Below are 24,761 nucleotides of genomic sequence, written 5' to 3' on the forward strand. Positions count from 1 at the left end.
CGTAAGGGCAGGTTAAAGCAGCAAATCCGATTGCCGCTCTATCCTCTTGATCAAGCATCTGATTTCCCGGTGCCCTACTTGATGGCGCGGATCGCTTCCCAATCGGCCTTGTTGTAGCCGAACTCCTCGAAGGTGACCTTCTCCAGCACATTCTTCTCGAAGTCGGCACGGTCGACATCGGTTACGCTGATGCCGCGGTCCTTGAATACCTGCACCAGTTCCTTTTCGCGGGCGACGATCTTTGCCGTGGCGCGGGCGGCAGCCTCCTGCATCACCTCGGTGAAGATCTTCTTGTCCTCGTCGGAAAGCGAGGCCCAGCGCGACGCCGATATGATGGTGTTGAGATGATCGACGATATGGCCAGTGAGCACGATGTTCTTCTGCACCTCGTAGAATTTCTTCGCCTCGATGGTGGTCAGCGGATTCTCCTGGGCCTCGACCGTGCCGTTCTGCAGGGCCAGATACACCTCGGCGAAGGCAATCGGCGCGGTGTTGGCGCCGCAGGCACGAGGCATGGCCAGATAGGCCGGCACGTCGGGAACCCGCATCTTCAGGCCCTGCATGTCGGAGCACTTGGCGATCGGACGGTTCGAGGTGGTCTGCCGCGTCCCGTAATAGGTGGTGGCGGCGATGTGATTGCCGGTCTTGTCCTCATAGCCCTTGGTCAGGGCCTTGTAGACGTCGCTCTTGGTGTATTTCAGCAAATGGTCGGCATCGCGGAAAGTGTATGGGAAATAGGTGACGCCGATCGGTGGATATTCGCGCGCCGCGAAGCTCGATCCGGAAATGATGATATCGACGGTGCCGAGCATCAGGCCCTGGTTGATGTCTGCTTCCTTGCCAAGCTGCGAGGCCGGATAGACGTCGATGGCGTAGCGGCCCTGGGTGCGCTTCTTGATTTCGTCGGCCGCCCACACGGATTCGGTGTGGAAGGGCTCCGTCGTCTCGTAGACATGCGCCCATTTCAGGACCGTTTCCGCCGAGGCCGACGCCATGGGTATGGCAATTGCGGCGATCGCACCGAGCAGAACTGCGTATTTTCTCAGCATCTAATTCCTCCCTGGTTGAACTTGACGGCCGGATCTCCCCCCCGGCCAACTGCTATTCCGCAACCTCCTTGGCTGCGGCTCTCTCATCGAAATTGCGTGAGAATCTGATTTGCGACTGGCGCAGATGCTGCTGCATGGCGGCCTTGGCCCGCTCGGGGTCGCGCGCGGCAATTGCATCACGCACGGCAAGATGTTCCTTTGCCGCGACCTGCCAGGAATCGCTGGTCTCGAAATAGATCGACAGGCGTTCGAAGTACGGGTTCATGCGCTGGTCGAAAAGCTCTCCGATGAAGCGCACCAGCACCGCGTTCTCGAGAATGCCGGCGACGGCGGTGTGGAATTCCCGGTCGAGCGCAATGGTCATCTTGTTGGGGTGACGCATGGCCTCCATCCGGCGCAGCACGTCGTCGACCCGTTCGATATCTGCAGGCCGGACATGGAGGGCCGCTTCGGCGGCGATCGCGCCTTCGACGAATTCGCGCGCGCGCAACAGCTCGAACGGGCCTTCCTCTATTTCGGGTTCGGAGGCGGCGGCGCTCGGCGGATCGGTGACGTAGATACCCGAGCCGACGCGGATGCGTATGCGGCCTTCGACCTCCAGGGCTATCAGCGCTTCACGGACCGTCGGGCGGGAAATTCCGAGCTGGTCGGCCAGATCCCGCTCGGTCGGCAGACGGTCGCCGACGGAAAACTCGCCGGCATCGATCAGCTGCCTGAGCTGATCGGCGACCTGTCGGTAAAGCCGGCGTGGTTCAACGGCCTGGATCGGCATGCGCGTCTAGTTCCCTCCCGGGCCAACCCTGGTACATTGGTCTGACCCATTGACCGCAGCTTAGACAGAGGATGCGGAGAGTCAAGCTCGATAGAACCGCGACCCGCACAACCGGAACGCGGCGGCATTGCGCAAGCATTCCATGCGTCAGCGCCGTCCCCCGCGAATGACCAGGACGTTCCCGGCGCCGACGAGGACGAGCCCGGCGATCGCGTAAGCGGTCCAGGCATAGCCTTCCAGCGCCGTGGAGATCAAAAGCGCAAAGACGGGAAATATGACGGTCGCATAGCCGGCGCGGGCGCCGCCAATGCGTCCGAGCAGCGTCAGGTAGGCGGCGAAAGCCATGACCGTCGATATGACGGCGAGGAAGACCAGCGAGCCGATATAAGAGGCGGTCGTCGCGAACACGAACGGCTCACCAAGCAGGAAGGCCAACAACGCCGACCACAAAGTGCCATAAAGCATGCCCCAGGCGCTCGTTGAAACGAGCGGCAGGCCGCGGCGCTGGTTTGCGACGGAGACGAGATTACCGGCGCAGAAGCTCAGCGTGCCACAGAGGCACAGCAGAAGCCCCACCAACGTGCCGCCGGAAAGCCCGTTCGCGGCAATTTCGGGAAAGAACATCAGCGCTATGCCGGCGAAGCCGATGAGGCCGCCGGCGAGAATGCGCGGCGCCGGGCGCTCGCCGACGACCAGGGCACCGAGCAGCATGTTGATGACCGAGGCGAGCGAGAAGACGACCGAGAGCAAGCCGCTGACGAGATAGCCGGCGCCGTAATAGAAAAACAGGAAGTTCGACGAGAAGATGAGGATGCCGAGCACAGCAAAGCGCAAATGATCGGTGATCGGAAAGCGGAGCCGCCGACCGGAAAAGCCCGCCCAGGCAAACATCAGCAGCGTGGCGATGGCGAAGCGCCAGACCAGATTGACCTCGTTCGACACACCGCTGCCGACCTGAAGTTCGATCGCGAACCACGATGCGCTCCAGGCAATGACCGTCAGCGCGTAAAGCCCGTAGTCGACGGGTTCGAAGGGGCGGTCGCGCGTCGTCATGCGCATTTCCGCATTAGTCGGTTCCGCGGCGCCGTTTGGTTCTCTTGTTACTGACATGCTGGCCGAGACGCTTCCGCTCACAAGACGCTTACAGACCGATTGTCCGCCTTCGCCGCTTCTGAACCCAGAAGACGAGACCGACCAACAACAGGGCCGGGATGGTAAACCAATAGCGCGATGGCCGTTCCGCAGGGACTAGCACCTGGTTGATTTCGTCGCCGGGCTGCAGGCCGAATTTGGCCGCCTGGCTGCCCAGTCGCACGACGCCGACCGTCACGCTATCGCCAAGCGCACTGACGTCCAGGCCCGCAGCCTTCAGGCGTTCGGCCGATGAATTTGCAGGCCCGAGCTGCAGCCGAACCAGCTTCGATATCTCATCGCCGTTGAGGTTCAGTGTCGTCAGGCGCAAGCGAACCGCGCCTCCCTCGGCCGTCTCGTCGACGATACGGCTGAGTTCGGTGGCGGGTACTGCCCGATACGGTTCACTCACCTGATCGAGCAACAATCCCGGCCTGAACAAGATGAAACAGGCCACAAGCAACGCAATCGTCTCGTACCAGCGGTTGCGCACGAGCATCCAATTCTGCGTCGCTGCTACAAACGAGACCATGGCCAGCGTCGATGTCGCCACCATCGCGACGAAATCGAACGGACCTTCGAGATCGATCATCAGCAGTCCGGTGTTGAAGATGAAGATGAACGGCAGCAGGCCGGTACGGATCTCGTACTTGAAGCCCTGAATGCCGGTCTTCACCGGATCGGCGCCGGAAATTGCCGCAGCAGCATAAGCTGCCAGACCCACTGGCGGCGTCACGTCCGCCATCAGCCCGAAATAGAAAACGAACATGTGGACGGCGACCAGCGGCACGGCAAGATCGTTCTGCGCCGCCAAATCGACGATGACCGGCGCCATCAAGGTGGCGACGACGACATAGCTTGCAGTGGTCGGCATGCCCATGCCGAGAATGATGCAGATCACCGCGGTGAACAAAAGCATGACGATGAAGCTGCCGCCCGAGATGAATTCGACCAGCTCGGTCATTACCAGCCCGATGCCCGTGAGCAGAACCGTGCCGACGATGATGCCGGCCGTCGCAGTGGCAATGCCGACCGTCGTCATGTTGCGTGCGGCGGCGGACAGCCCACCGACCAGATCGTCGAAACCGCGAAGCCAATGCTGCGCCAGCGCGCGGTCCTTGCGGAAAAAGGCGGTGAGCGGCCGCTGCGTGACGATCAGCGCCATAAGGGCGACAGCGCCCCAGAATGCCGACAGGCCGGGCGACAACTCCTCCACCATCAGGCACCAGATCAACAGGATCACAGGCAGCAGAAAATGCAGGCCGGTGCGTGCCGTCTCGCCGAAGTGGGGAATCCTGACGATCTCGCCCTCCAGATCCTCCAGCGGCAGGTCGGGATAACGCGCCCGGTAGGCGACAAGGCCGATGTAAACGGCGATCAGCGCGGCAGTGATCATCCAGGTCGCGGCCGCGCCGAAAACGATCTTCGTCCAGCCAATGCCGTAATAGACAAGCCCTGCGAGGATGATGAAACCGCATATGCCAATCAGCCCGCGCAGCGCGCCCTGAAATGCGGAGTGCGTGCTGCGTGACGGCAGGCCCTTCATCCCCGTCTTCATCGCCTCGATATCGACGATGTAGAACAACGAGCCGTAGGTCAGCAGCGCCGGATAGAAGGCGTGCTTGACCACCTCGGCATAGGAGATGCCGACATATTCCGCGATCAAGAACGCGGCGGCGCCCATCACCGGAGGCATCAGCTGACCATTGACGCCGGCCGCGCATTCGATGGCGCCCGCCTTCACCGCAGAATATCCGACCCGGCGCATCAGCGGGATGGTGAAGGTTCCGGTGGTCACGACATTAGCGATCGACGACCCGGAAATCATGCCGGTCAGGCCGGAAGCCACAACACCGGCCTTGGCCGGACCGCCGCGGTATTTGCCGAGCAGCGAGAAGGCAAGCTGGATGAAAAAGCCGCCGGCTCCGGCGCGCTCCAGCAATGTTCCGAACAGAACGAACATGAAGACGACGTTGGTGGACACACCAAGGGCAACACCGAAGACCCCCTCCGACGTCAGCCACATCTGCGAGGCTGCGCGCGATAACGTCGCGCCTTTGTGGCCGAGCAGGCCAGGTAGGTGAGGCCCGGCGAAGATATAGATCAGCATGATCGCCGCGATGACGGTGATGGCAGGCCCGACGGCGCGACGGGCGGCCTCGAGCAGGATGAGGACGCCGGCGATCGAGACGACCAGGTCAGCCGTAGTAGGAAGGCCCGGCCGATGGGCGATATCGCTGTAAAAGACCAACAGATAGAGGGCGGACGCCGCCCCGGCGATGCCTAGCACCCAGTCGGGCAGCGGCACCCGGCTGCGCGACGAGGTCTTGAAGGCCGGAAACGTCAGCATCGCCAGAAACAGGGCGAAGGCCAGATGGATGGAGCGGGCGATGCCATCGCTGATGACACCAAAATTGAGCATGAACGGAAGGGGCGAGGCATACCAGAGCTGGAACAGCGACCATGCCAGCGATACGCCGAGGATCAGCTTCGCGGTGCGGCCGGTCGGCTTGCGCCCACCGGTGTCGGCCTCGGCGACGATCTCGCTAAGCTTGTCAATGTCGATAACGGGTTGGTCAGGCCCTGCCGCCCGCTGGCTTTGATCTGTCATCGTTCCCCACAATTATTTGCGATGCGAGGCGCCTGTGGCGCCTCGCATTGAAGGCCTCAGAGCCAGCCCTTCTCCTTGTAATAGCGCTCCGCGCCCGGATGCATTGGCGCCGACAGACCGGTCTTGATCATCTCCTTGGGATCGAGATTGGCGAAAGCCGGATGCAGTTTCTTGAAGTCGTCGAAATTTTCGAAGACCGACTTCACCAGTTCGTAGACCACCTCATCGGGCGTGCTGGCATTCGTCACCACTGTCGCGCGGACGCCGAATGTCGTCACGTCGTCCGGATTGTTGGCGTACATGCCGCCCTTGATGGTGGCGACTGAATAGTACGGATGAGCTGCCAACAGCGCGTCCACTGCCGGACCGGTCAGCGGGATGAGTTTGGCGCCACAGGCCGTGGTCGGATCCTGGATCGCGGCGGAAGGATGGCCAACGCCGTAGAAGAAACCGTCGATCTTGTTGTCGCACAGCGCGCTGCCCTGCTCGTCCGCCTTCAGCTCCGCGGCAAGCGAGAAATCGCCGAGCGTCCAGCCCATCTGCTTGAGCAACTCCTCCATGGACGAGCGGGTGCCTGACCCGGGATTGCCGACGTTGAAGCGTTTGCCTTTGAAGTCCTCGAATTTGGTGACGCCGGCGTCTGGCCGCGCCAGCACGGTAAACGGCTCGGGATGGACAGAGAACACGGCCCGCAGATCCTTGAACGGCTTGCCGTCGAAATTTCCGGTCCCCTCATAGGCCTGGTACTGAACGTCCGATTGGGTCAAGCCGAAATCGAGGTCGCCGGTCTGGATGGAGTTGACGTTGAAGACCGAACCGCCGGTCGACTCCGTCGAGCATCGGATGCCGGTTTTCTGCCGGTCCTTGTTCATCAGTCGGCAAATGGCGCCGCCGACGGCGTAGTAGACGCCGGTGACCCCGCCGGTGCCGACCGTGACGAAGCGCTGCTCGGCAGCGACGGATGGCAGCGCCAGCAGCATGCAGGCCGCCGCGCCGATCAGGGTTCTCATTGAACTGTACATGGTTGCTACCTCTCTGGTGGGTGTCCCGGCCCGTCGCCGATGACGCGTTGGAACTGGTTGAGGCGGTCAGCGTCGTGCGGGTCAGGCCGCTGAAGCGATCGCAGCGTCGATTGCCTCAGCGAGCCGTTCGACGATCCGATCGATATCCCGTTTGGAAATGATGAATGGCGGCGCCACAAGCACATGAACGCCCCGCACACCATCAATCGTCCCGGCCATCGGATAAATCATCAGGCCGCGGGCCATTGCTTCGCGCTTGATGCGGGCGTTGAGTTCAAGCCTCTGGTCGAATGGTTCCTTGCTGGCGCGATCAACCACCAGCTCGATTCCCCTGAATAGACCCCGCCCGCGAATGTCGCCGACATGATGGTGGTTATCGAAGCGTTGATGCAGGCGTTCGTCCAGCTGCGCGCCCATTGCGCCGACATTGTCGAGCAGACGGTCGCGCCGGATGACCTCCTGCACGGCAAGGCCCGCCGCCGCTGCCATTGGATGGCCCATATAGGTATGCCCATGCTGGAAGAAGCCCGAGCCTTGGACAAAGGCATCGAAGATATGCCGGCCGAGCAGCACCGCGCCAATCGGCTGGTAGCCACCGCCGAGTCCCTTGGCGATGGTCAGCAGGTCGGGAGCGATGCCGTCCTGCTCGCACGCATGCAGCGTGCCGGTACGGCCCATGCCGCACATCACCTCGTCGAGAATGAGCAGCACGCCGTAGCGGTCGCAAATCGCGCGAATGTGCTTGAAGTAATCCGCGACCGGCGGCACCGCGCCGAGCGTGGCACCCACCACCGGCTCGGCGACAAAGGCGATGACCTCGTCCGGGCCTAGTTCAAGGATCTTGTCTTCGAGCTGCTGGGCGGCGCGCGCCGCATAGGCTTCGTCGCTTTCGCCATGCTTTTGATAGCGATAGGCGTAACAGGGGTCGATATGGTGGGTCTCGATCAGCAACGGCCTGAACTGGGCGCGCCGCCATTCGTTGCCGCCGGTGGCGAGAGCGCCGAGCGTATTGCCGTGATAGCTCTGCCGGCGTGCGATGAGATGGCGCCGTTGCGGCTCGCCTTTCTCGACAAAATATTGCCTGGCCATCTTGAGCGCGGCCTCGACCGCCTCCGAGCCGCCGCTGACCAGATAGACGTGGTCCAAGCCTTTCGGCGCGTCCTCGACCAGCCGATCCGCCAAGCGCTCCGCCACCTCGGTGGTGAAGAAGCTGGTGTGGGCGTAGGCGATGCGGTCAAGCTGGGTGTGCAGTGCAGCGATCACGTCGGGATGGCCGTGGCCGAGACAGGACACGGCGGCGCCGCCCGACGCATCGATATAGGACTTGCCCTCGGCATCGAACAGTTCGATGCCTTGGCCGCGAGCGGCGACCGGCAGCGTCGAGTGGATGGTTCGATGAAGAATGTGTGTCATCGACGGTCCCTCACGGGCATTTTCTTCGGCGGACGTTGGTTCAGATGGGTCTTGAGAGCGGCGCCCTGCTCATCGAAACGTCGCAGCGACTCAACGGCGCCCTCGCCTGCCTGCCCTGCGACAAGAGCACCGAGGATCTCAGCAACGATGAAAGCTGGCGTCATAGTGTGGAAAAAGGACGGGCTGCCGGTCGGCACGACGACCAGGTGATCGGCAACCAGCGCCAAGGGGGCTACCCCGCTGTCGGTGATCGCAATGACCGGTACGCCGCGGCCGGCAGCATACTCGACAAGCTCGATGGTGAAGCGCGTGTAGGGCAGGACGCTGGCGGCGATCAGCACGTCGTCCTTGGTCGCATGGGCCAGAGCGTCGCCATCGGTTCCGCCGATGCCGTGCAGCAGCACCGACTTCTCGCCGATCAGCGACAGGATGTAATGCAGATGCCAGGCGACTGCGTGGCTCGAGCGCAGGCCGAGGCAATAGACGCGCCTTGCCGCACTCAGCGCCCTGGCCGTGTCGACCAGACGGTCGATCGACCTGCTTTCGGCCAGATGGGCAAGCTGGCTAGAAATCGAATCCAGAATATCGGCCGCCAGCGCGTGGTCGCCCTTGAGCTTTTGGCTGGCCACCTGAAGGCCCGCCTTGCCGGCGAAACCGATTTCGCCGTCCCGGATCGCGGCGGCGTAGATATCGCGTACCGCCTCGTAGCCATCAAGGCCGAGATGCTGGGCCAGCCGCGTCATCGTCGCCGGCTGCACTCCTGCGTGCCGGGCCTGCTCGCGCATGGACAACAGCGCGACATCATACGGCTTGTCAAGGACATAGCGCGCAGCGGACCGAAGCTGCGCCGACATGCCGTCGAAGGCAGTGACGATCTGTCCAGCAAGCTCTCCCTGGTCCATGGATATTGCTAGCTCGCCAGCCCAGCGATTGCAACGTCTGTTTCAGTGTGATCAAAGATTGATTCATATGAATCTTGTCACGCACAGAACATCCCCATGAAGCCGGCCCATGGTCTCGACCGCATCGCCATAGCCGTCGCCCCGAACGGGGGACGTCGCAGCAAGGCCGACCATCCGGCGATTCCGCTGACACCAGCCGAACTTGCGAGGACGGCCGCGGAATGCGCCGATGCCGGTGCGGCTATGATCCACGTCCATGTCCGCGACAGAAGCGGCAATCATCTGCTCGACGCCGACGCCTACCGCCAGACGATCGCCGCCATCCGCGGTGCTGCCGGCGACCGCTTGATAATTCAGATCACCTCCGAAGCGCTCGGTATCTATTCGCCGGCCCAACAGATGGCCGTCGTACAAGATGTGAAGCCGCAAGCTGTCTCGCTGGCGCTTCGCGAAATCGTTCCTGATGCCGGATCGGAACTCGCCTGTGTGCGCTTCATGGCCTGGCTGCACACCGAGGGGGTTGCGCCGCAGATCATCCTCTATTCGCCCGAGGAGGCCGTCAGGCTTTCGGACATGCAGCAGCGCGGACTGATCCCCTGGGCAAGCATACCGGTTCTCTACGTGCTGGGCCGATACACGCCGGGACAGGCGTCCGATCCTGCCGATCTCCTGCCATTCCTCGCGGCGAACATGCCGCGCTTCGACCATTGGAGCGTCTGCGCCTTCGGCCGCAACGAAGCGGCGTGCGTGACCGCCGCCGCGTTGCTTGGCGGCCATGTCCGGGTCGGCTTCGAAAACAATCTTTTCCTTCCGGACGGCAGCATAGCCTCGTCCAACGCCGAACTGGTAGCGACCGTCGCACGCATACTCGCCGACTGCGGCGTCAAGATCGCCTCGGCCGCCGAGTTGGCGGCTCAATGGAACGCGCCGTTTCGTTCCATATGACAAACCAAAGCCTATTTTCGGCGGCAAGCTCGCGCAAGACATAGAGAGGCGGCTGCAATGTCATCGCCACGGAAGAACGACGTGTCCCCGCCCGCGGCGCGGCGATTGAAACAACAGTGCCGGTCGTTGTAACCATTCCGGCCGCTTGATATTGGAGGAGACGCAGCATGGACCGATTCACCGGCGGTTGCCTGTGCGGCAACGTCCGAATTGTCGCGTCAGGGCGCCCATACCGGGTCGGCCTTTGTCACTGTCTCGACTGCCGCAAGCATCATGGCGCCCTTTTTCACGCTTCCGCGATTTTTCCTGAGGATGCGGTGACGATCGACGGCGAAACACGCGACTACGCCGGGCGGTTTTTCTGTCCCCGCTGCGGCTCCTCCGTTTTCGGACGCACCGCAGACGAAATCGAAGTAAACCTGGGGTCCCTGGATGCGCCTGACCAGCTGATGCCAACCTACGAAAGCTGGATCATCCGACGCGAGTCCTGGTTGCCGCCGTTTCCGCTCACCAGACGGTACGAGCGCGATCGTGACGCCACGGGTCGCTTTGAGGAATAGGTCGCAGGAACGGTGCCGAGGAGGCAACGACATCAGAACATGGATTTTCACAGGCCGCCTGCTCACGCCGCTAAAATGTGAACTTGCATGCTTACAAGGTGCGCTGCCTTCATCCACATTGCCCCATGGGCATTCGTGAGCGCCTAAGGCGACCCGTGACAGCCAAGGCGCCGGACCTTAGAGGAGGATCGCAGGGGATGGGATTCATCGTCGCGATCCTGACGCAGGCTTTGTACAGAGCGCCGCGTTCAAAGCTGGCCGTTTAGGAGGTCACGCCGGAAGATCGGCCTTGCGGAAGCCATCAACGAAATGCCCAAGCAGCGCAGCGTCGTGGAATGGCTCTGTCGTGGTCCAGTGGCCCGCCGCCTCGAAACGATGATCACAGGCTAGTGGTCGCGGCGACAATCAACCCGCCCAAGACGGCGACATTGATGGTGAAGCCGGTACGAAGCGCTTCGCGTTCATCGCCGCTGTAGCGCCAGAAGTTGAGCGCCATGAACGACGCCGCAATGGTGAATACGGCCAAGGTCGCGGCGGGAAAGGGTCCACCAAGGCCCGCTGCTAGGCAAAAGCCGCCTGCGATCTCCAGCACCGATCCGGCCGCGAGAAGAGGCCTGGGAGCAGGAAAGCCCCGCTCGGCCAGGGACGCTGTAACTGCCCGGAATCTGAGGAAATGCTCGGCGCCCGCCCAGATAAAGACGCCGCCGAGCAAAACCAATCCAAGGTGGTGGAGGAACGCGATCATTCCTTGCTGCCGTCCTCGGTGTAAACCGCTAGCTCGTAACCATCCGGATCCGCGAAATGAAAGCGCCGGCCGCCGGGGAACCCATAAATCGGCCTGACGATCGTGCCTCCCGCTTCCTCGACCCGCTTGACCGTTGCCGGCAAATCATCGGCATAGAGAATGACGAGCGGGCCTCCTCCGGACCTCGCTGGGCCAGCGGCGAAGCCACCTGACAAGCGCCCGTCGTTGAACTCGCAATATTGCGTGCCGTAGTCAGTGAAGGTCCAGCCGAAGGCCTTTCCGTAGAAGTCGCGTGACCGCTGAATGTCTTTCACGTTGAATTCGACGTAGTCGATCCGTTGATCGTTGTTGTTGCTCATGATGCATACCTCTCGTGTGATGTACGACGGCGAAAGATAAGCACGCATCTCGCCTGCCGGATTGAACAAAACGGCCATCGACGTATGGCTTCACACGGCGCCGCCGAGGCGATGCATCTGACATGATTATTCACCTGCCCTCTTCCTTCCGGCCGGAAGAAACAACCGATTCTTGCAACCGTTTTCGATTGGCAGACGTTGTCGGTCGTGCAGATTGTTGTCTCGAGCGACGGCGGGCGCAGCCACTGCGTCGTAGGTTCACCGCCGGTAATCCGAAGAGGAGCGAGATGAGCGATCCCGTCCCAGCGCAGGCAACGGGTTCATTTCAGCAACGTCCAGCGTCGGCGCGGCTTCACGGGAGCTTTGCTTCGGTGTGGGCGCATCGAATGGACCCGGCGGGCGCACCGCCAATCGTCGTCATGCCCGATGCAACGATCGACCTGCAATGGATCGGAGGCAGCTTCCGAATTGCCGGCCCCGACAAGGAGCCGCAGACCGAGGTTCTGGCGGCAGCCGAGATCGTGATCGGCTTGCGCTTTCATCCTGCCACGGCGGCGGCATGGCTCGGCGTGCCACAAATCGAGCTTGTCGGCCAGAGGCTGTTGCTCGACGATTTATGGGGCGCGCGAGCCCGGCGCCTCGCCAGCCGCGTGCGCGCTGGCGACAATCTCGAAGATCTGGCCTGTTCGCTCGAACAGGTCGTCGCCGAGGAGGCGGCCTCCCGCGCGCCAGACGTTCCCATGCAGGCGGCATATCGCCTGATCGAGCGCGGGCCGCCACCCGACGCGCCGCTCGTCCCTTGGTTGATGCGCGCACTCGAGATGAGCGAAAGGACGTTGCGCCGGCGCTTCGACGAGAGCTTCGGCTATGGCCCCAAGACGCTTGACCGTATCCTCCGCTACCAGCGCTTTCTGCGGCTTTCGAGCCAATCAAACAGCGCTACGGCCATCCTGGCAGCCGAGGCGGGCTATTCCGATCAGGCGCATCTTGTCCGCGAGAGCCGACGCCTGACGGGAAGCACCCCGCGACAGATTCATCACCTGCTGCAGAACGGGTGAAACCACGTCGCGCTCTTCATTGGCCGTTTTGTTCAATTCGTCACTGTCGCCCGACTTTATCCTGGTGTCTCCGACAACCAGAGGAGATCGCCATGAAACCGTGCATTTCGGTTTTGACTATCGCTGTCGCCAACCTCGAGAGTTCTCTGGCGTTCTACCGCGACGGTCTCGGCTTGCCGACGGAAGGGATCATTGGCCGCGAGTTCGAGCATGGCGCCGTCGCGTTCTTCACGCTGTCCGGCGGGTTGAAGCTCGCGATCTGGGCGCAGGACGACCTCGCCTACGACACTGGCCTGCCCAAGGCGCCGATCAGCTCGACCTCGTTCACAGTCGGACACAACGTTGTGCGCCGCGAAGAAGTCGATCAAGTGATGGATGAGGCCGCTCGCGCCGGAGCCGAGATCATCAAGCCTGCCCGGGACACGTTCTTTGGCGGATATGCCGGATACTTCCGCGATCCGAACGGACACCTGTGGGAGGTCGTCTGGAACCCCGCCAACATACCGAATGAGGACGCTCTCTGAGGGCAGGTATGGCCCTGTAGGATCGGGCCGTTCCGGTCATTCCCGGTGCTGGCAAATTCTATCGGCATCGGGGCGGGCGGCCTGCTTTCCCTGGCAAACGAAGCCAGTTCGACGGCAGGCCACTAGCACAATCTTACGGGGGCTGATTATGTAGCTCTATCCAGATTCGCCACGCCTGCATGGCGCATCATGCGGCGGAAGCTCATTGAGATATGCGCCCGCCTTATGTGCCCGATGGACTCCCAGTCGCCGATTTCGGCGGCGGCAAGGACCTCTTCCATTTCGCGGCGGAATGCGGTGAATTCCTCGACAAGGCCCAACTGCGGCATCAGCTTCAGGACGACGCGCGCGACCTGAAAATACAGGCGCTCGCTGATCTCGCGCAGTGGCTGGTTGCCGGTCATCGCCGTGAGCTCGTAGAAAAAATCCATGTTGAGGCGCAGGAAAGCGCGCTGGTCGGGATTGAGTATATCGGCATCGCAGCGCGCGATGAGCGCCCGTATCCGGTCAAGATCGTCCGCCGTGCGCGGAATCGGCGAAAGCTTGCCGACGAGGAGCGCCAGTTCCAGGCGCAGATGATAGACCTGCTGCAATTCCTCGATGTCGACGTCGGTGACGATCGTGCCGACGCCGTGGACGGATTGAACCAGACCCTCGGATTCAAGGCGCGCCAGGACGCGCCGGACCGGCGTGCGGCTGATCTCGAATTCCTGGGCAAGTTCTTCCTCGGACAGGTGGCTTCCCGGCGCATAATCGAGCAGGCAGATGCGGTCGCGCAATATCCGGTAGATGCGCTCGAACCGCTCCCGCGCGGAGAGCGGGCGCGGCGGCGCGGCGGTCACCGTCGTGGGCGGCTTGGCCTCTGTCTCGATCGTCACCCAGCCTCCAGGACAGCGTGCAGGAATTGCCGTGTCCGCTCGTTCTTGGGAGCACCAAACAGTTCGCTTGGCGGTCCCTGCTCGCAGATCTTGCCTTGATAGAAGAAACAAACGCGGTCGGAAAACTCCTTGGCGAAGCCCATCTGATGGGTGACCATCAGCATGGTGAGATCATGCTCGCGCCCGATTTGCCTTATCACCTGCAGCACTTCGCCGACAAGCTCCGGGTCGAGCGCCGACGTCACCTCGTCGAACAGCATGATCTTGGGCCGCATTGCCAGCGCCCTGGCGATGGCGACGCGCTGCTGCTGGCCGCCGGAAAGCTGTGACGGATAGTGGTCCTTCTTCTGGGCCAGACCGACCAGCTCCAGCAGTTCGGCCGCTCTTGCCTCGGCGTCCGCCCGCTTCATGCCGAGCACCGTTATCGGCGCCTCGATGCAGTTCTGCATCGCCGTCATATGCGGAAACAGGTTGAACGACTGGAACACCATGCCGATCTTGGCGCGGATCTTGCGGATGTGGGCGAGATCGGCGGGAACAAGCTTGCCGTTCCTCTCCATATGGGTCAGCGGCTCGCCTTCGACCCAGATGACGCCGTCATTGATCGTCTCCAGCGTCATCAGCATGCGCAGCACCGTCGTCTTGCCCGAACCCGACGGACCGATGACGGAGACTTTTTCGCCGCGCGCTATTTCGAGATTGAGCCCGTCGAGAACGGTTAACGTGCCGTAGCGTTTCGATACATTGTCGAAGCGGACCATCGGTTGTTCAGTCATCGCGTGGTCCTCCGGTTGAGCAGCCCTTCGAGGGAGCGGATGAGCGCCGCCGAAACCAGGCTCATGGCAAGGAAAAACAGGCCGACCAGCGTGATCGGCTCGGTGTAGCGGAACGTTTCGGAGCCGATGATCTTGGCGGTCTGCATCAGTTCCATCACGGCGATTGCGGAAAGCAACGGCGTTTCCTTGAACAAGGCCACCAGATAATTGCCGAGCGCCGGAACGATCGGCGGGATCGCCTGCGGAATGATGATGTCGCGGAACGTCGTCCAGGACGAGAGATTGAGCGCGATCGAAGCTTCCCACTGGCCGCGATGGATGTTGTCGAAACCGGCGCGATAGACCTCGGAGCAATAGGCGGCGTAGTGGATGCCGATGGCCAGCACCCCGGCGGTGAAAGCGTCGAGCACGACACCGAATTTCGGAAAGACGAAATAGAGAAAGAATATCTGGATGAGCAGCGGGGTCGAGCGGATCAGCTCGACCAGCACCGAAATCGTCCAGCTGGTCCATGGCACGGCGATGCGGACAACGGCCAGCACCAGGCCGAGCGAGGCGGCAAGCGCAAAGCCGATCAGCGTCGCTTCGATGGAAATGACAGCGGCGCGAGCAAGCACCGGCAGGATTTCCAGGGCAAATCCCCAATCCCAGATCATGCCGCCTTCCCCCGCGCCAGTCCGAGCGACGCCCGCCTTTCGAGAAGCCGCATGCCGATGGTCACAACCAGCGACATTGCCAGGTACATCAAAAGAACGAGGGTGAAGATCGGAATGGTCTTGAACGTGTTCTGGTTCATTTGCTGCGCCTTGAAGGCGAGATCCGAAAGCGTGATCAGCGAGACCAGCGCCGTCGATTTCAGAAGCTCGATGAACAGATTGCCCCAGGGCGGGATCATCGCGACAAAGGCCTGCGGCAGGATGATCCGGCGCAACATCTGTGGGCGGCTCATGTTCAATGCCGTACACGCTTCCCACTGCCCGCGGGCGACGGACAGGATTGCGCCGCGCACGCACTCCGATCCGTAGGCGCCGACATTCAGGCCGAGCGCCAGCACTGCCACAACGAATGCGTTGATCGTGACGCCGAATTGCGGGAGCACGAAAAACAGCCAGAACAATTGCACCAGTGCCGACGTTCCGCGGAAGATCTCGACGTAAACCGTGGCCAGCCATCTGAGCGGCGTCGGGCCGTACATCCTTGCAAGTGCTGCAAGCACGCCCATGATAATTGCCAGCAGGCTGCCGAGGACGGCGATCTCGACCGTCAGGACAGCGCCTTGCAGCAGGCCCGGCATGAACACTCTATAGCTTTCCTGCGTTGCCAACGCGCCGATCACGACCAGCGCGATGACCAGCATGGCAATGAGCGTACGGATTCCCATGCGATTCCCCCGGGAAAAAAGGGCGGCGCTTTCGCGCCGCCAGCAGTTGGGAACCTATTTGCCAGCGCAGAGCTCTGCGGTGGTCTTGTTGGGCAGATAATCCTTGCCGAAGCCGAGTGGCTCGACCAGCGCGATATGCTCCGGCGAACCGATGAACTTCTTCAGCTCGGTGTTGAAAGCCTGCTGCAGGTCGGTGTCTTCCTTGCGGAAGCCGAAGCCGCCATGGCCTTTCACCGACTTGCCGGCGACCTCGCCGAAGGGCTTGGTCGATTCGACACCGTCGGCCTTCTTGGCCATGTCGGCGATCGAAAGGGCGGTAAGCGCGGCAGCATCGGCGCGGCCCGACTGGACGGCGGCGACCAGGCTGGACTGGTCGGGCAAGGAGACGATCTGCCCATCGGCAACGCCCGCTTCCTTGGCGAAGCCGCCTTCGACGGCGCCGGCCATCACGGCAAGCTTGAGATCCGGATTGTCCTTGATGCTGGAAAAATCCTTGATGCCTTTCGGATTGCCTTTTGCCACCAGCATAGCCTCGCCGATGCCGTAGGACGGCTCGGAGTAGTTGATCTCGGCGCAGCGCTTCGGGGTGATGAACATGCCGGCGGCGATGATATCGAAGCGGCCGGCCTTGAGACCTGGAATGAGCGAGCCGAATTCGGTCAAAACACCGTCGACCTGCGGTATGCCCATCTTGGCGAGCACCGCCTTGGCGACTTCCGGCGCCTCGCCGGTCAGCTTGCCGTCTGGCGTGGCGTAACCGAACGGCGCCTCGTTGGCGAAACCGACGCGGATGTAGCCGTCCTTCTTGGCCCGTTCGAGGGTGGTTTCCGCGTGAGCGGACAGCGAGGTCAATGACGTCGCGGCGAGCGCGATGCAGGCAGCCGCTTTCACGACCATGCGGCGCGATATCGATGAATTGAACATGCTTTTCTCCCATTGGACAACTGTGGATGGTTCCCAGGGCGCGGCCTTCTTCGAGGTCGACGCCTGCTTGATCAGACGTATACAACTGCCCTAGACATTTCGCAAGCAGAGATATAGAAACCATGGAAATTCGGCGATAATTCGTAGTTAGCCAACAAATTGACGTCGAGTTGTGCACAATTTGGGCCTGCTTGCCCATATTTTATCAAAGGGCAAGCGGCGTACTGGAAGGCAGGATTTCGGTGGCGACCGCGAAGGGCTTCGGGACATTCACGCAAGCGGAGTATCGGCAGCGCCTCGCCGGCGTGAAGACACGCATGCAACAAGCCGGCTTCGATCTCATCGTCTGTCAGGATCCAGCCAACATGTGCTGGCTGACCGGCTATGACGGATGGTCGTTCTACGTTCCGCAGTGCGTGCTCGTCCATCTGGAGGAGGACCGGCCGATCTGGTTCGGCAGGGCGCAGGATGCCAAGAGCGCACGCCTGACCACCGGCCTGCCCGAGACAAACATCGTGCCGTTCTCGGAACGGCTGGTGCAGCAGCCGGTCGAACACCCTTATGACGAACTCGCCCAACTGATCCGGTCGCGCGGCTGGGGAAAGGCCCGTATCGGCGTCGAGATGGACGCGCATTATTACACTGCGCGCTGCCACGCCCACCTTGTCGAGGGGCTGCCCGACGCGCATTTCGCCAACAACCACGATCTCGTTAACTGGGCGCGGCTGGTCAAATCCGAAGCCGAGCTGGTGCTGATCCGCGAGGCGGGTGCGATCTGCACGCATGCCATGAACCGCGCCATCGGGAAAATGCGGCCCGGTGTGCCTCAGAACCATGTCATTGCGGAAATCTATCACGCGCAGATCATGGGGGTGCCCGGAGCGGGCGGCGACTATGCCGCGATCTGTCCGCTGATGCCCGTTGGCGAGGGCACCAGCACGCCGCATCTGACGTGGTCCGACGCGCCGCTGCCGGACAGCGGCCCCGCCATTCTGGAGATTGCCGGCGTGAGGCGCCGCTATCACGCGGCGCTGACGCGGACCATACATTTCGGCAAGCCGCCGCTAGCCATCCTCGACATGGCCAAGGCAATCGTCGAGGGTGTCGACGCCGGCCTCGAGAAGGCGCGCCCCGGCTACACCGCCGAACAGGTGGAAGCCGCCTGGCAGGCAGTCCTGCGACGGAACGGGCTGAAGAAGGAAAGCCGGGTCGGCTATCCGGTCGGGCTCGCATACCCGCCCGATTGGGGTGAACGCACTGCAAGCCTTCGTCCCGGCGATACTACCGAGATGCAGTCCGGGATGTGCTTCCATTTCATGGCCGGCGTCTGGCTCGACGATTTCGGCATCGCCATCTCGGAATCGTTCGTCGTCACGGAACGCGGCGGCGAACGCCTCTGCGACGTGGCGCGCGAACTCATCGTCATCGACTGACATGGCGGCCGGGAAACCGGCTGCCGAAAAGACCATGCCCGCCAGCAAGCCGGCAACAAGCACGAGGACGCCCGATGGACCGCAATCCGTTTTCCGAAGCCGAAATCGCCGGCCGCCTGGCAAAGGTCCGTACTGCACTGATCGAGCGGGAGCTCGACGCGGCGGTGTTTGCCTCGCCGGAGAACGTCTTCTATCTCACCGGGCTTGATCACTGGGGGTATTTTGCCCCTCACCTGCTGATCGTTCCGCTCCGGGGAAACCCCGTCCTGGTCACCCGCTCGATGGAGAAGGTGACGATCGAGAAGCAGGTGAAGGCAGCGGAATTCCGTGGCCACTCTGACAGCGAAACGGCGGCCGACCTTGCCGCGCGGATGCTTGCGGAGCTCGGCCTGTCGGGCAAGCGGATCGGCCTCGAATACTGGACGGCCGGCCTTAGCCATGGACTTGCCGTGGCGCTCCAGACGCAAGCCGATGCAAAGTGGAGCGATGTCTCCGGTCTGATCGACAAGATGCGGCGGGTGAAGAGCGCCGAAGAACAGGCGCTGATGCGGCGTGCCGCAAAGGTGACGGACGCCGCCGCCGGTGCCGCGATCGCCGCGATCTCCGATGGCACTTCCGAACAGGAGGTCGCCGCCCAATGTGTTGCGGCAATGATCCGCGCCGGCGGTCATGCGCCGGGCTTCGGACCGTTCATCCGCCCGGCCGCGCGCCTGGGTGAAGAGCACACGACCTGGGGCGACGGAATCTACCGCAAGGGCGAGCCGGTCTTTGTCGAACTGTCCGGGTGCATCTCGCGCTACCATGCCCCGCTCGGCCGGCTCGTTCGCATCGGCCACATCAGCGATGAAGACGCCGCAATGGCGGAGGTGACCGCCAAGGCCTTCAACGCGGTCATCGAGGCGCTGCGGCCGGGCGCCAAGGCGCGCGATGTTTACGCCGCCTGGCAGGCCGTCGCCGACGAGGCCGGCCTTTCCCACTATCGCCGCCATCACTGCGGCTACCTTGTCGGCGCCGGCCAGCCGCCGTCATGGACCGGCGGCAATTCGGTGACCGGCTTGCGACACGACTCCGACCTCGAGATCGAAACGGGGATGAGCTTCCACATCCTGTCATGGCTGATGGGAACGGGTCGCGGCAATGACTTCGTCTCCAACACGGTACTTTTGACCGACGCGGGCGCCGAAGTGCTCACCCGCACGCCGGCCGGCCCGATCGTTCGATAGGCCCGCACGCATGGCGCGCTACTCGGCACTCTCGATTTTCCGCAACGCGCTCGCCGGCCAGAAGAATTGGCAGCGCGCCTGGCGTGCGGCGGAGCCAAAACCGTCTTATGATGTGATCGTCATCGGCGGCGGCGGACACGGCCTCGCCACCGCCTTCTACCTCGCCGAGAACCACGGCATCCGTAACGTCGCCGTACTCGAAAAGGGCTATGTCGGCGGCGGCAATGTCGGCCGCAACACCACCGTCATCCGCTCCAACTACCTGCTCGACGGCAACACCCAGTTCTACGAATTCTCGATGAAGCTCTGGGAGGGCATGTCGCGGGCGCTGAACTTCAACGTCATGTTCTCGCAGCGCGGCCAGCTCGTCACGGCGCATTCGGCCGATCAGCTCGACGGCTTCAGCCACCGCGCCAATGTCATGCGGCTGAATGGCATTGATGCCGATATCCTCGACCGCGACGAGGTGCGCCGTCTCGTGCCCTATCTCGATTTTTCCGACAGCGCCCGCTTTCCGATCCATGGTGCCATCTTCCAGGGCCGGGCGGGCACGGCGCGCCACGACGCCGTCGCCTGGGGCTATGCGCGCGCCGCCGACGGCCATGGCGTCGACGTAATTCAGAACTGCGAAGTGACAGGCTTCCTCAGCGACCGCGACAGTATCGTCGGCGTCGAGACGACGAAAGGCCGGATCGGCGCCGGCAAGGTCGGCCTCGCTGTTGCCGGTCATACATCCGTGCTCGGTGCCAAGGCCGGCCTTGACCTGCCGATCGAAAGCCACGTCCTGCAAGCCTTTGTCACCGAACCGCTGAAGCCGCTGGTAGATCACGTCGTCGCTTACGGCGCCGACCATTTCTACGTCAGCCAGTCCGACAAGGGCGGGTTGGTCTTCGGCGGCAATCTCGACGGCTACAATTCATACGCCCAGCGCGGCAATCTCGGCGTCGTGCGCGAGGTGGCGGAGGCGGCGATTGCTTTGATGCCGTGCATTTCGCGCGTCCGTCTGCTGCGCCACTGGGGCGGCGTCATGGACATGACTCCCGATGCCAGCCCGATCATCTGCCCGACGCCGATCGACGGCCTCTATCTCAATGGCGGCTGGTGCTATGGCGGCTTCAAGGCGACGCCGGCTTCCGGCTGGTGCTTCGCCCACACGATCGCCACCGGCAAGCCGCATCCCTTGATCGCGGCCTACGGGCTCGATCGTTTCCGCACCGGCCACACGCTCGATGAGGCCGGCGTCGGCCCTTCCGCCTGGCTGCAATAGGAGGCGGGACAAAATGCTGCGCATCGAATGCCCCTGCTGCGGCCCGCGCGACCATGACGAGTTCCGCTATGGTGGCGATGCCTCGGTCACGCGTCCGGCCCATGACGATGCCGATCCGGAGGCCTGGTACCGCTACGTCTATATCAGGACAAACCCGGCCGGCCCGCACCGTGAATTCTGGCAGCACGTGACCGGCTGCCGGCAATGGCTGGTGGTCGAACGCGACACCCGCAACCACGCGATCGCATCCATCGACTTCGCCAGGAAATCGACTGTCAGGAAACAACCGGCATGAGTTCGAACCGCAAACGCCTGCCAGCGGGTGGTCGCATCAGTCGCGAGGTGCGGGTAGATTTCACCTTCGATGGCCGCAAGCTGATTGGGTATCGCGGCGACACGCTCGCCTCCGCGCTGCTCGCCAATGGCGTCACTCTGGTCGGGCGCAGCTTCAAATATCATCGCCCGCGCGGCATTTTTTCCGCCGGGCCCGAAGAGCCGAATGCGCTGGTTACGCTCGGGAGCGCCGGCAGGCGGGAGCCGAACCTGCCGGCGACGACGCTGGAACTCGCCGACGGCATGGTCGTGGAGAGTCAGAACCGCTGGCCGTCGCTTGCCTTCGACGTGCAAAGCGTCAACGGCCTTTTCGCGCCGTTTCTGTCCGCCGGCTTCTACTACAAGACCTTCATGGGCCCGACGCGCCGCGCCTGGATGTTCTACGAACATTTCATCCGCAAGGCGGCCGGCCTGGGCAGAGCCGGCACCGGCCCCGATCCCGACCGCTACGAGGTTCATCATGCCTTCGCCGATGTCGCCATCGTCGGCGGCGGCCCGGCGGGATTGTCGGCGGCGCGGGCGGCCGCCGCGGCCGGCGCGCGGGTCGCGCTGATCGAGCAGGATTTCCTGCTTGGCGGCCAGCTTCTGGCGGAACCGTCCGACAGCGCAGCGGCCGCATGGCTGAGGCAGGCCGAGGCCGAGTTGGAGGGCTTCGAAACCGTCGCGCTGATGAAGCGGACGACCGCTTTCGGCAGCTATGACGGCAATGTGCTTGGACTGGTCGAACAGCGCGATCCAACCGATCCGCAGCCGAATGGCGAGACACGCCAAACGGTCACCATGCTGCGCGCCCGCGCCATCGTTTTCGCCACCGGCGCCATCGAGCGACCAATGGTGTTCTCGAACAACGACCGGCCCGGCGTCATGCTCGCCTCGGCCGCGCGGACCTACCTCAACCGTTTCGCCGTCCTGCCGGGCAGGAAAATCATCGTCGCCACCAGCAATGACGGTGCCTGGCGCACCGCCTTCGATTACGCCGCAGCCGGCGCGGAGGTGACGGTTGCTGATCTGCGCGCCGTCCCGCCCGCAGCACTTGCCGCGGAAGCCGCACGGCTCGGCGTGGTGGTGCGGGCCGCAACGCGCATCGTCGACCTGCACGGCGGCCATACCGTCAGGCGCGTAACGCTCAATGGACCGGAGGGACAATCCTCGGCCGCCTGTGACCTGGTCTGCATCTCCGGCGGCTGGTCGCCAACCGTGCATCTCACCTCCCACCTCGGTGTCAAACCTGTCTATCGCGACGACATTGACGGCTTCGTGCCGGGCGTCTTTTCAGCCAGCCAGTTCGGCGCCGGCGCAATGATAGGAGCTTATGCGACCGCCGCTGCCGTCGAGCACGGCCATCGCGCCGGCATCGAAGCGGCAGCCTCCCGCGGCAAGTCAGCGCCGGTGCCCGCTCCATCGAAACTCGATCTCGGCGAGACCGCTACGACGCTACTTCGCGAAGCCCCTTCGGTCGGACGTGGAAAAGCCTTCGTCGATTTCCAGATGGACGTGACGACCGGGGATATCGAGCTCGCCCATCGTGAGGGCTATGAATCGGTCGAGCATCTGAAGCGCTACACCACGCTCGGCATGGGCACCGATCAGGGCAAGACCAGCAATTTTCCCGCACTTGCCGCCATGGCAGCGCTGCGCGGCGCAACGATTCCCGAGACCGGCACCACGACCTTCCGCCCGCCCTATACGCCGGTGGCGATCGGCGCGCTTGCCGGACGCGCCGTCGGCCATCATTTCAAGCCGATCCGCCGCACGCCGATGCACGACTGGCACATGGCGAATGGCGCCGAGATGCTCGAGGTCGGGCTCTGGATGCGGCCCTATTTCTACCGGCAGTCGGGCCGCGACGTGAACGAAGCCTATGTTGCCGAAATGCGTACCGTGCGTCAGACCGCGGGGCTGATGGACATCTCCACGCTCGGTAAGATCGATGTCCAGGGCCCGGATGCGGCAATCTTCCTCGACCGCGTCTATGCCAACGGCTTTGCCAAACTGGCGATAGGCCGCGCCCGCTACGGCGTCATGCTGCGCGACGACGGCATCGTCTTCGACGACGGCACCACGACGCGGCTAGCGGAAAACCGGTTCTTCATGACCACTTCGACCGCCAAGGCCGCCGATGTGCTGTCGCGTCTCGAATTCCTGCTCGACACGGCCTGGCCGGATTTGCGCGTGGCCGTTACTTCGGTCAGCGATGAATGGGCGGCGATGTCGGTTGCCGGGCCCAACAGCCGCGCAATCCTCGGTGTTGCTTTTCCTGGTCTCGACGTTTCCGACGCGGCGCTTCCGCATATGGGGCTACTCGAAAGCGAGTGGCAGGTCCGTGGGCTCCGCATCCTGCGCCTCAGTTATTCCGGCGAGCGCGCTTACGAAGTCTATGTCGGCGCCACTGCCGGTGAACAGCTCTGGAGCCGCTTGCTCGAAGCCGGCAGACCCTTCGACCTGAAGCCTTACGGTGTCGAGGCGCTCGGCGCGCTGCGGGTCGAAAAGGGCCATGTCGCCGGACCGGAGATCGATGGGCGCACGACGCTCGACGATCTCGGCCTCGGCCGCATGGCCGGCAAGCGCAGCGGCTTCGTCGGCGATGTACTGCGCCGCCGCCAGGCCTATCAGGCGCCTGAGCGCCAGCGGCTGGTCGGACTGGAATGCGCCGAAGACGGCAAGCGCCTCCGCGGCGGGGCGATCCTGTTCCTGCCCGACGACAAGATCGAGGGCCATGGCCGCGGCCGGGTGACCTCGATCACCTTTAGCCCAGAACTCGACCGCTATGTCGGATTGGCCCTGCTTGCCGGTGATGTCGCGGCAGAAGGAAGCGAGGTCGTGGCGGTCTATCCGATGAAGGCCGAAACGGTTCGCGCCCGCGTTGTCTCGCCGGTATTCATCGATCCGCAGGGAGAACGGCTGCATGGCTAGCTTGACCTCTTCTCGGGATTTCAGTCTGTCCGTGGCGGATTGTCCGCTTATCCAGATCGAGGGCTGGGACGCGACACTGAGACAATTCGAAAAGAGCGTCTCGGCGTCGCTCAACACGAAACTTCCCGCTTCGGTGGGAGAGACGGTTCGCCACAAGGGCCTTTTGACCATCCGCGTTGCACCTCGCCGCCTTTGGCTGGCTCTCGACGAAGGCACAGAAGCGCCAGCCCTTGTCGTCGACCCCGATCTCGGCTGTTCCGTGCCCCTCGGGGAAGGTCGTGTTCGTTTGAAAATGGCCGGCCCTGGTATCGCAAGGCTTCTGTCCGGCTGCATTGCCGTCAACTGGCACGCGCCGACCGCCGCTCCGGGCCGCGCCGTGCAAACATCCTTCCATCACGTGCCCGTGCTCTTCCTGCGCACCGGCGAGACCGCGTGCGAACTCATCGTGCCGCGAAGTTTTTCGCGAAGCCTCTCGGATTGGATTGCCGACGGCTAGCCAATACCGGTTCCTCGGGCAAGGGCCGGCTTTAGCGGCGATCCAA

General features: G+C 63.0%; 24 protein-coding genes. 10 read left to right on the forward strand and 14 right to left on the reverse strand.

What is annotated here, in order from left to right; genetic code table 11:
- Positions 1-74 precede the first annotated feature (74 nt).
- From NKI08_RS19565 to NKI08_RS19595, 7 genes are all read right to left on the reverse strand, one after another.
- The gene (locus NKI08_RS19565; RefSeq protein WP_023717039.1) at positions 75-1,049 is read right to left on the reverse strand and encodes a sialic acid TRAP transporter substrate-binding protein SiaP; all 975 of its coding nucleotides are present in this window, start codon (positions 1,047-1,049) and stop codon (positions 75-77) included.
- A gap of 52 nt (positions 1,050-1,101) precedes the next feature.
- Positions 1,102-1,821: a FadR/GntR family transcriptional regulator gene (locus tag NKI08_RS19570; protein ID WP_352771570.1), complete on the reverse strand. Its 720-nt coding sequence runs from the start codon at positions 1,819-1,821 to the stop codon at positions 1,102-1,104.
- 147 nt (positions 1,822-1,968) lie between these two features.
- The gene (locus NKI08_RS19575; RefSeq protein ID WP_352771572.1) at positions 1,969-2,874 is read right to left on the reverse strand and encodes a DMT family transporter; all 906 of its coding nucleotides are present in this window, start codon (positions 2,872-2,874) and stop codon (positions 1,969-1,971) included.
- 88 nt (positions 2,875-2,962) lie between these two features.
- Positions 2,963-5,563, reverse strand: a complete 2,601-nt coding sequence (locus NKI08_RS19580) for a TRAP transporter permease (RefSeq protein ID WP_352771574.1) — start codon at positions 5,561-5,563, stop codon at positions 2,963-2,965.
- A gap of 56 nt (positions 5,564-5,619) precedes the next feature.
- The gene (locus NKI08_RS19585) at positions 5,620-6,573 is read right to left on the reverse strand and encodes a TAXI family TRAP transporter solute-binding subunit (protein ID WP_352771671.1); all 954 of its coding nucleotides are present in this window, start codon (positions 6,571-6,573) and stop codon (positions 5,620-5,622) included.
- Positions 6,574-6,666: 93 nt separating this feature from the next.
- Complete coding sequence (locus NKI08_RS19590; protein ID WP_352771576.1) at positions 6,667-7,998, reverse strand: aspartate aminotransferase family protein; 1,332 nt, start codon at positions 7,996-7,998, stop codon at positions 6,667-6,669.
- Positions 7,995-8,900: a MurR/RpiR family transcriptional regulator gene (locus NKI08_RS19595; RefSeq protein ID WP_352771578.1), complete on the reverse strand. Its 906-nt coding sequence runs from the start codon at positions 8,898-8,900 to the stop codon at positions 7,995-7,997. Before NKI08_RS19595 ends, NKI08_RS19590 begins: the two co-directional genes overlap by 4 nt.
- 96 nt (positions 8,901-8,996) lie before the next feature.
- On the opposite strand from NKI08_RS19595, the gene NKI08_RS19600 reads away from it, so the two are divergent.
- Positions 8,997-9,845: a beta-keto acid cleavage family enzyme gene (locus NKI08_RS19600; RefSeq protein ID WP_352771580.1), complete on the forward strand. Its 849-nt coding sequence runs from the start codon at positions 8,997-8,999 to the stop codon at positions 9,843-9,845.
- Positions 9,846-10,012: 167 nt separating this feature from the next.
- A complete protein-coding gene (locus NKI08_RS19605; RefSeq protein ID WP_352452141.1) occupies positions 10,013-10,405 on the forward strand; it encodes a GFA family protein in 393 nt (130 codons plus the stop codon).
- 379 nt (positions 10,406-10,784) lie between these two features.
- Here NKI08_RS19605 and NKI08_RS19610 read toward each other — a convergent pair whose 3' ends face one another.
- Both NKI08_RS19610 and NKI08_RS19615 read right to left on the reverse strand, forming a co-directional pair.
- Positions 10,785-11,150: a DoxX family protein gene (locus tag NKI08_RS19610; protein ID WP_352470562.1), complete on the reverse strand. Its 366-nt coding sequence runs from the start codon at positions 11,148-11,150 to the stop codon at positions 10,785-10,787.
- Positions 11,147-11,512, reverse strand: a complete 366-nt coding sequence (locus NKI08_RS19615; RefSeq protein WP_352470699.1) for a VOC family protein — start codon at positions 11,510-11,512, stop codon at positions 11,147-11,149. Before NKI08_RS19615 ends, NKI08_RS19610 begins: the two co-directional genes overlap by 4 nt.
- A gap of 383 nt (positions 11,513-11,895) precedes the next feature.
- Between NKI08_RS19615 and NKI08_RS19620 the strand changes: the two genes are divergently transcribed.
- A complete protein-coding gene (locus tag NKI08_RS19620; RefSeq protein WP_352771582.1) occupies positions 11,896-12,567 on the forward strand; it encodes a helix-turn-helix domain-containing protein in 672 nt (223 codons plus the stop codon).
- A gap of 92 nt (positions 12,568-12,659) precedes the next feature.
- Complete coding sequence (locus NKI08_RS19625; protein WP_352771584.1) at positions 12,660-13,091, forward strand: VOC family protein; 432 nt, start codon at positions 12,660-12,662, stop codon at positions 13,089-13,091.
- A gap of 146 nt (positions 13,092-13,237) precedes the next feature.
- Here the strand turns inward: NKI08_RS19625 and NKI08_RS19630 are convergent, their stop codons facing one another.
- The 5 genes from NKI08_RS19630 to ehuB are packed head-to-tail and all read right to left on the reverse strand — an operon-like array spanning position 13,238 to position 17,050.
- On the reverse strand, positions 13,238-13,969 hold the full coding sequence (locus NKI08_RS19630; protein WP_352768591.1) for a GntR family transcriptional regulator: 732 nt from the start codon (positions 13,967-13,969) through the stop codon (positions 13,238-13,240).
- Complete coding sequence (ehuA, locus tag NKI08_RS19635) at positions 13,966-14,745, reverse strand: ectoine/hydroxyectoine ABC transporter ATP-binding protein EhuA (protein ID WP_023717024.1); 780 nt, start codon at positions 14,743-14,745, stop codon at positions 13,966-13,968. The genes NKI08_RS19630 and ehuA overlap by 4 nt, the downstream gene beginning before the upstream one ends.
- Positions 14,742-15,401: an ectoine/hydroxyectoine ABC transporter permease subunit EhuD gene (gene ehuD, locus NKI08_RS19640; RefSeq protein ID WP_023674259.1), complete on the reverse strand. Its 660-nt coding sequence runs from the start codon at positions 15,399-15,401 to the stop codon at positions 14,742-14,744. The genes ehuA and ehuD overlap by 4 nt, the downstream gene beginning before the upstream one ends.
- Positions 15,398-16,126: an ectoine/hydroxyectoine ABC transporter permease subunit EhuC gene (gene ehuC, locus NKI08_RS19645; protein ID WP_352771586.1), complete on the reverse strand. Its 729-nt coding sequence runs from the start codon at positions 16,124-16,126 to the stop codon at positions 15,398-15,400. Before ehuC ends, ehuD begins: the two co-directional genes overlap by 4 nt.
- A gap of 54 nt (positions 16,127-16,180) precedes the next feature.
- On the reverse strand, positions 16,181-17,050 hold the full coding sequence (ehuB, locus tag NKI08_RS19650; protein WP_352771588.1) for an ectoine/hydroxyectoine ABC transporter substrate-binding protein EhuB: 870 nt from the start codon (positions 17,048-17,050) through the stop codon (positions 16,181-16,183).
- Between the two features lie 242 nt (positions 17,051-17,292).
- On the opposite strand from ehuB, the gene NKI08_RS19655 reads away from it, so the two are divergent.
- The 6 genes from NKI08_RS19655 to NKI08_RS19680 all read left to right on the forward strand — a co-directional run bounded on the left by NKI08_RS19655 (position 17,293) and on the right by NKI08_RS19680 (position 24,715).
- Positions 17,293-18,483 (forward strand): M24 family metallopeptidase, encoded by a 1,191-nt coding sequence (locus NKI08_RS19655; RefSeq protein ID WP_352771590.1) that lies wholly within the window; start codon positions 17,293-17,295, stop codon positions 18,481-18,483.
- A gap of 74 nt (positions 18,484-18,557) precedes the next feature.
- Positions 18,558-19,706 (forward strand): M24 family metallopeptidase, encoded by a 1,149-nt coding sequence (locus tag NKI08_RS19660; protein WP_352771592.1) that lies wholly within the window; start codon positions 18,558-18,560, stop codon positions 19,704-19,706.
- A 10-nt stretch (positions 19,707-19,716) separates the two neighbouring features.
- A complete protein-coding gene (locus tag NKI08_RS19665) occupies positions 19,717-20,973 on the forward strand; it encodes a sarcosine oxidase subunit beta family protein (RefSeq protein ID WP_352771593.1) in 1,257 nt (418 codons plus the stop codon).
- 13 nt (positions 20,974-20,986) lie between these two features.
- Positions 20,987-21,268, forward strand: coding sequence for a sarcosine oxidase subunit delta (locus NKI08_RS19670; RefSeq protein ID WP_352771595.1), 282 nt, complete (start codon positions 20,987-20,989; stop codon positions 21,266-21,268).
- Positions 21,265-24,219: a sarcosine oxidase subunit alpha family protein gene (locus NKI08_RS19675; protein WP_352771597.1), complete on the forward strand. Its 2,955-nt coding sequence runs from the start codon at positions 21,265-21,267 to the stop codon at positions 24,217-24,219. Before NKI08_RS19670 ends, NKI08_RS19675 begins: the two co-directional genes overlap by 4 nt.
- Positions 24,212-24,715 carry a sarcosine oxidase subunit gamma gene (locus NKI08_RS19680; protein WP_352470573.1) on the forward strand — a complete coding sequence of 168 codons (504 nt, stop codon included), beginning with the start codon at positions 24,212-24,214 and terminating at the stop codon, positions 24,713-24,715. Before NKI08_RS19675 ends, NKI08_RS19680 begins: the two co-directional genes overlap by 8 nt.
- Positions 24,716-24,761: the final 46 nt, after the last annotated feature.

Source organism: Mesorhizobium sp. M0768 (assembly GCF_040320195.1).
Taxonomy (GTDB): Bacteria; Pseudomonadota; Alphaproteobacteria; order Rhizobiales; family Rhizobiaceae; genus Mesorhizobium.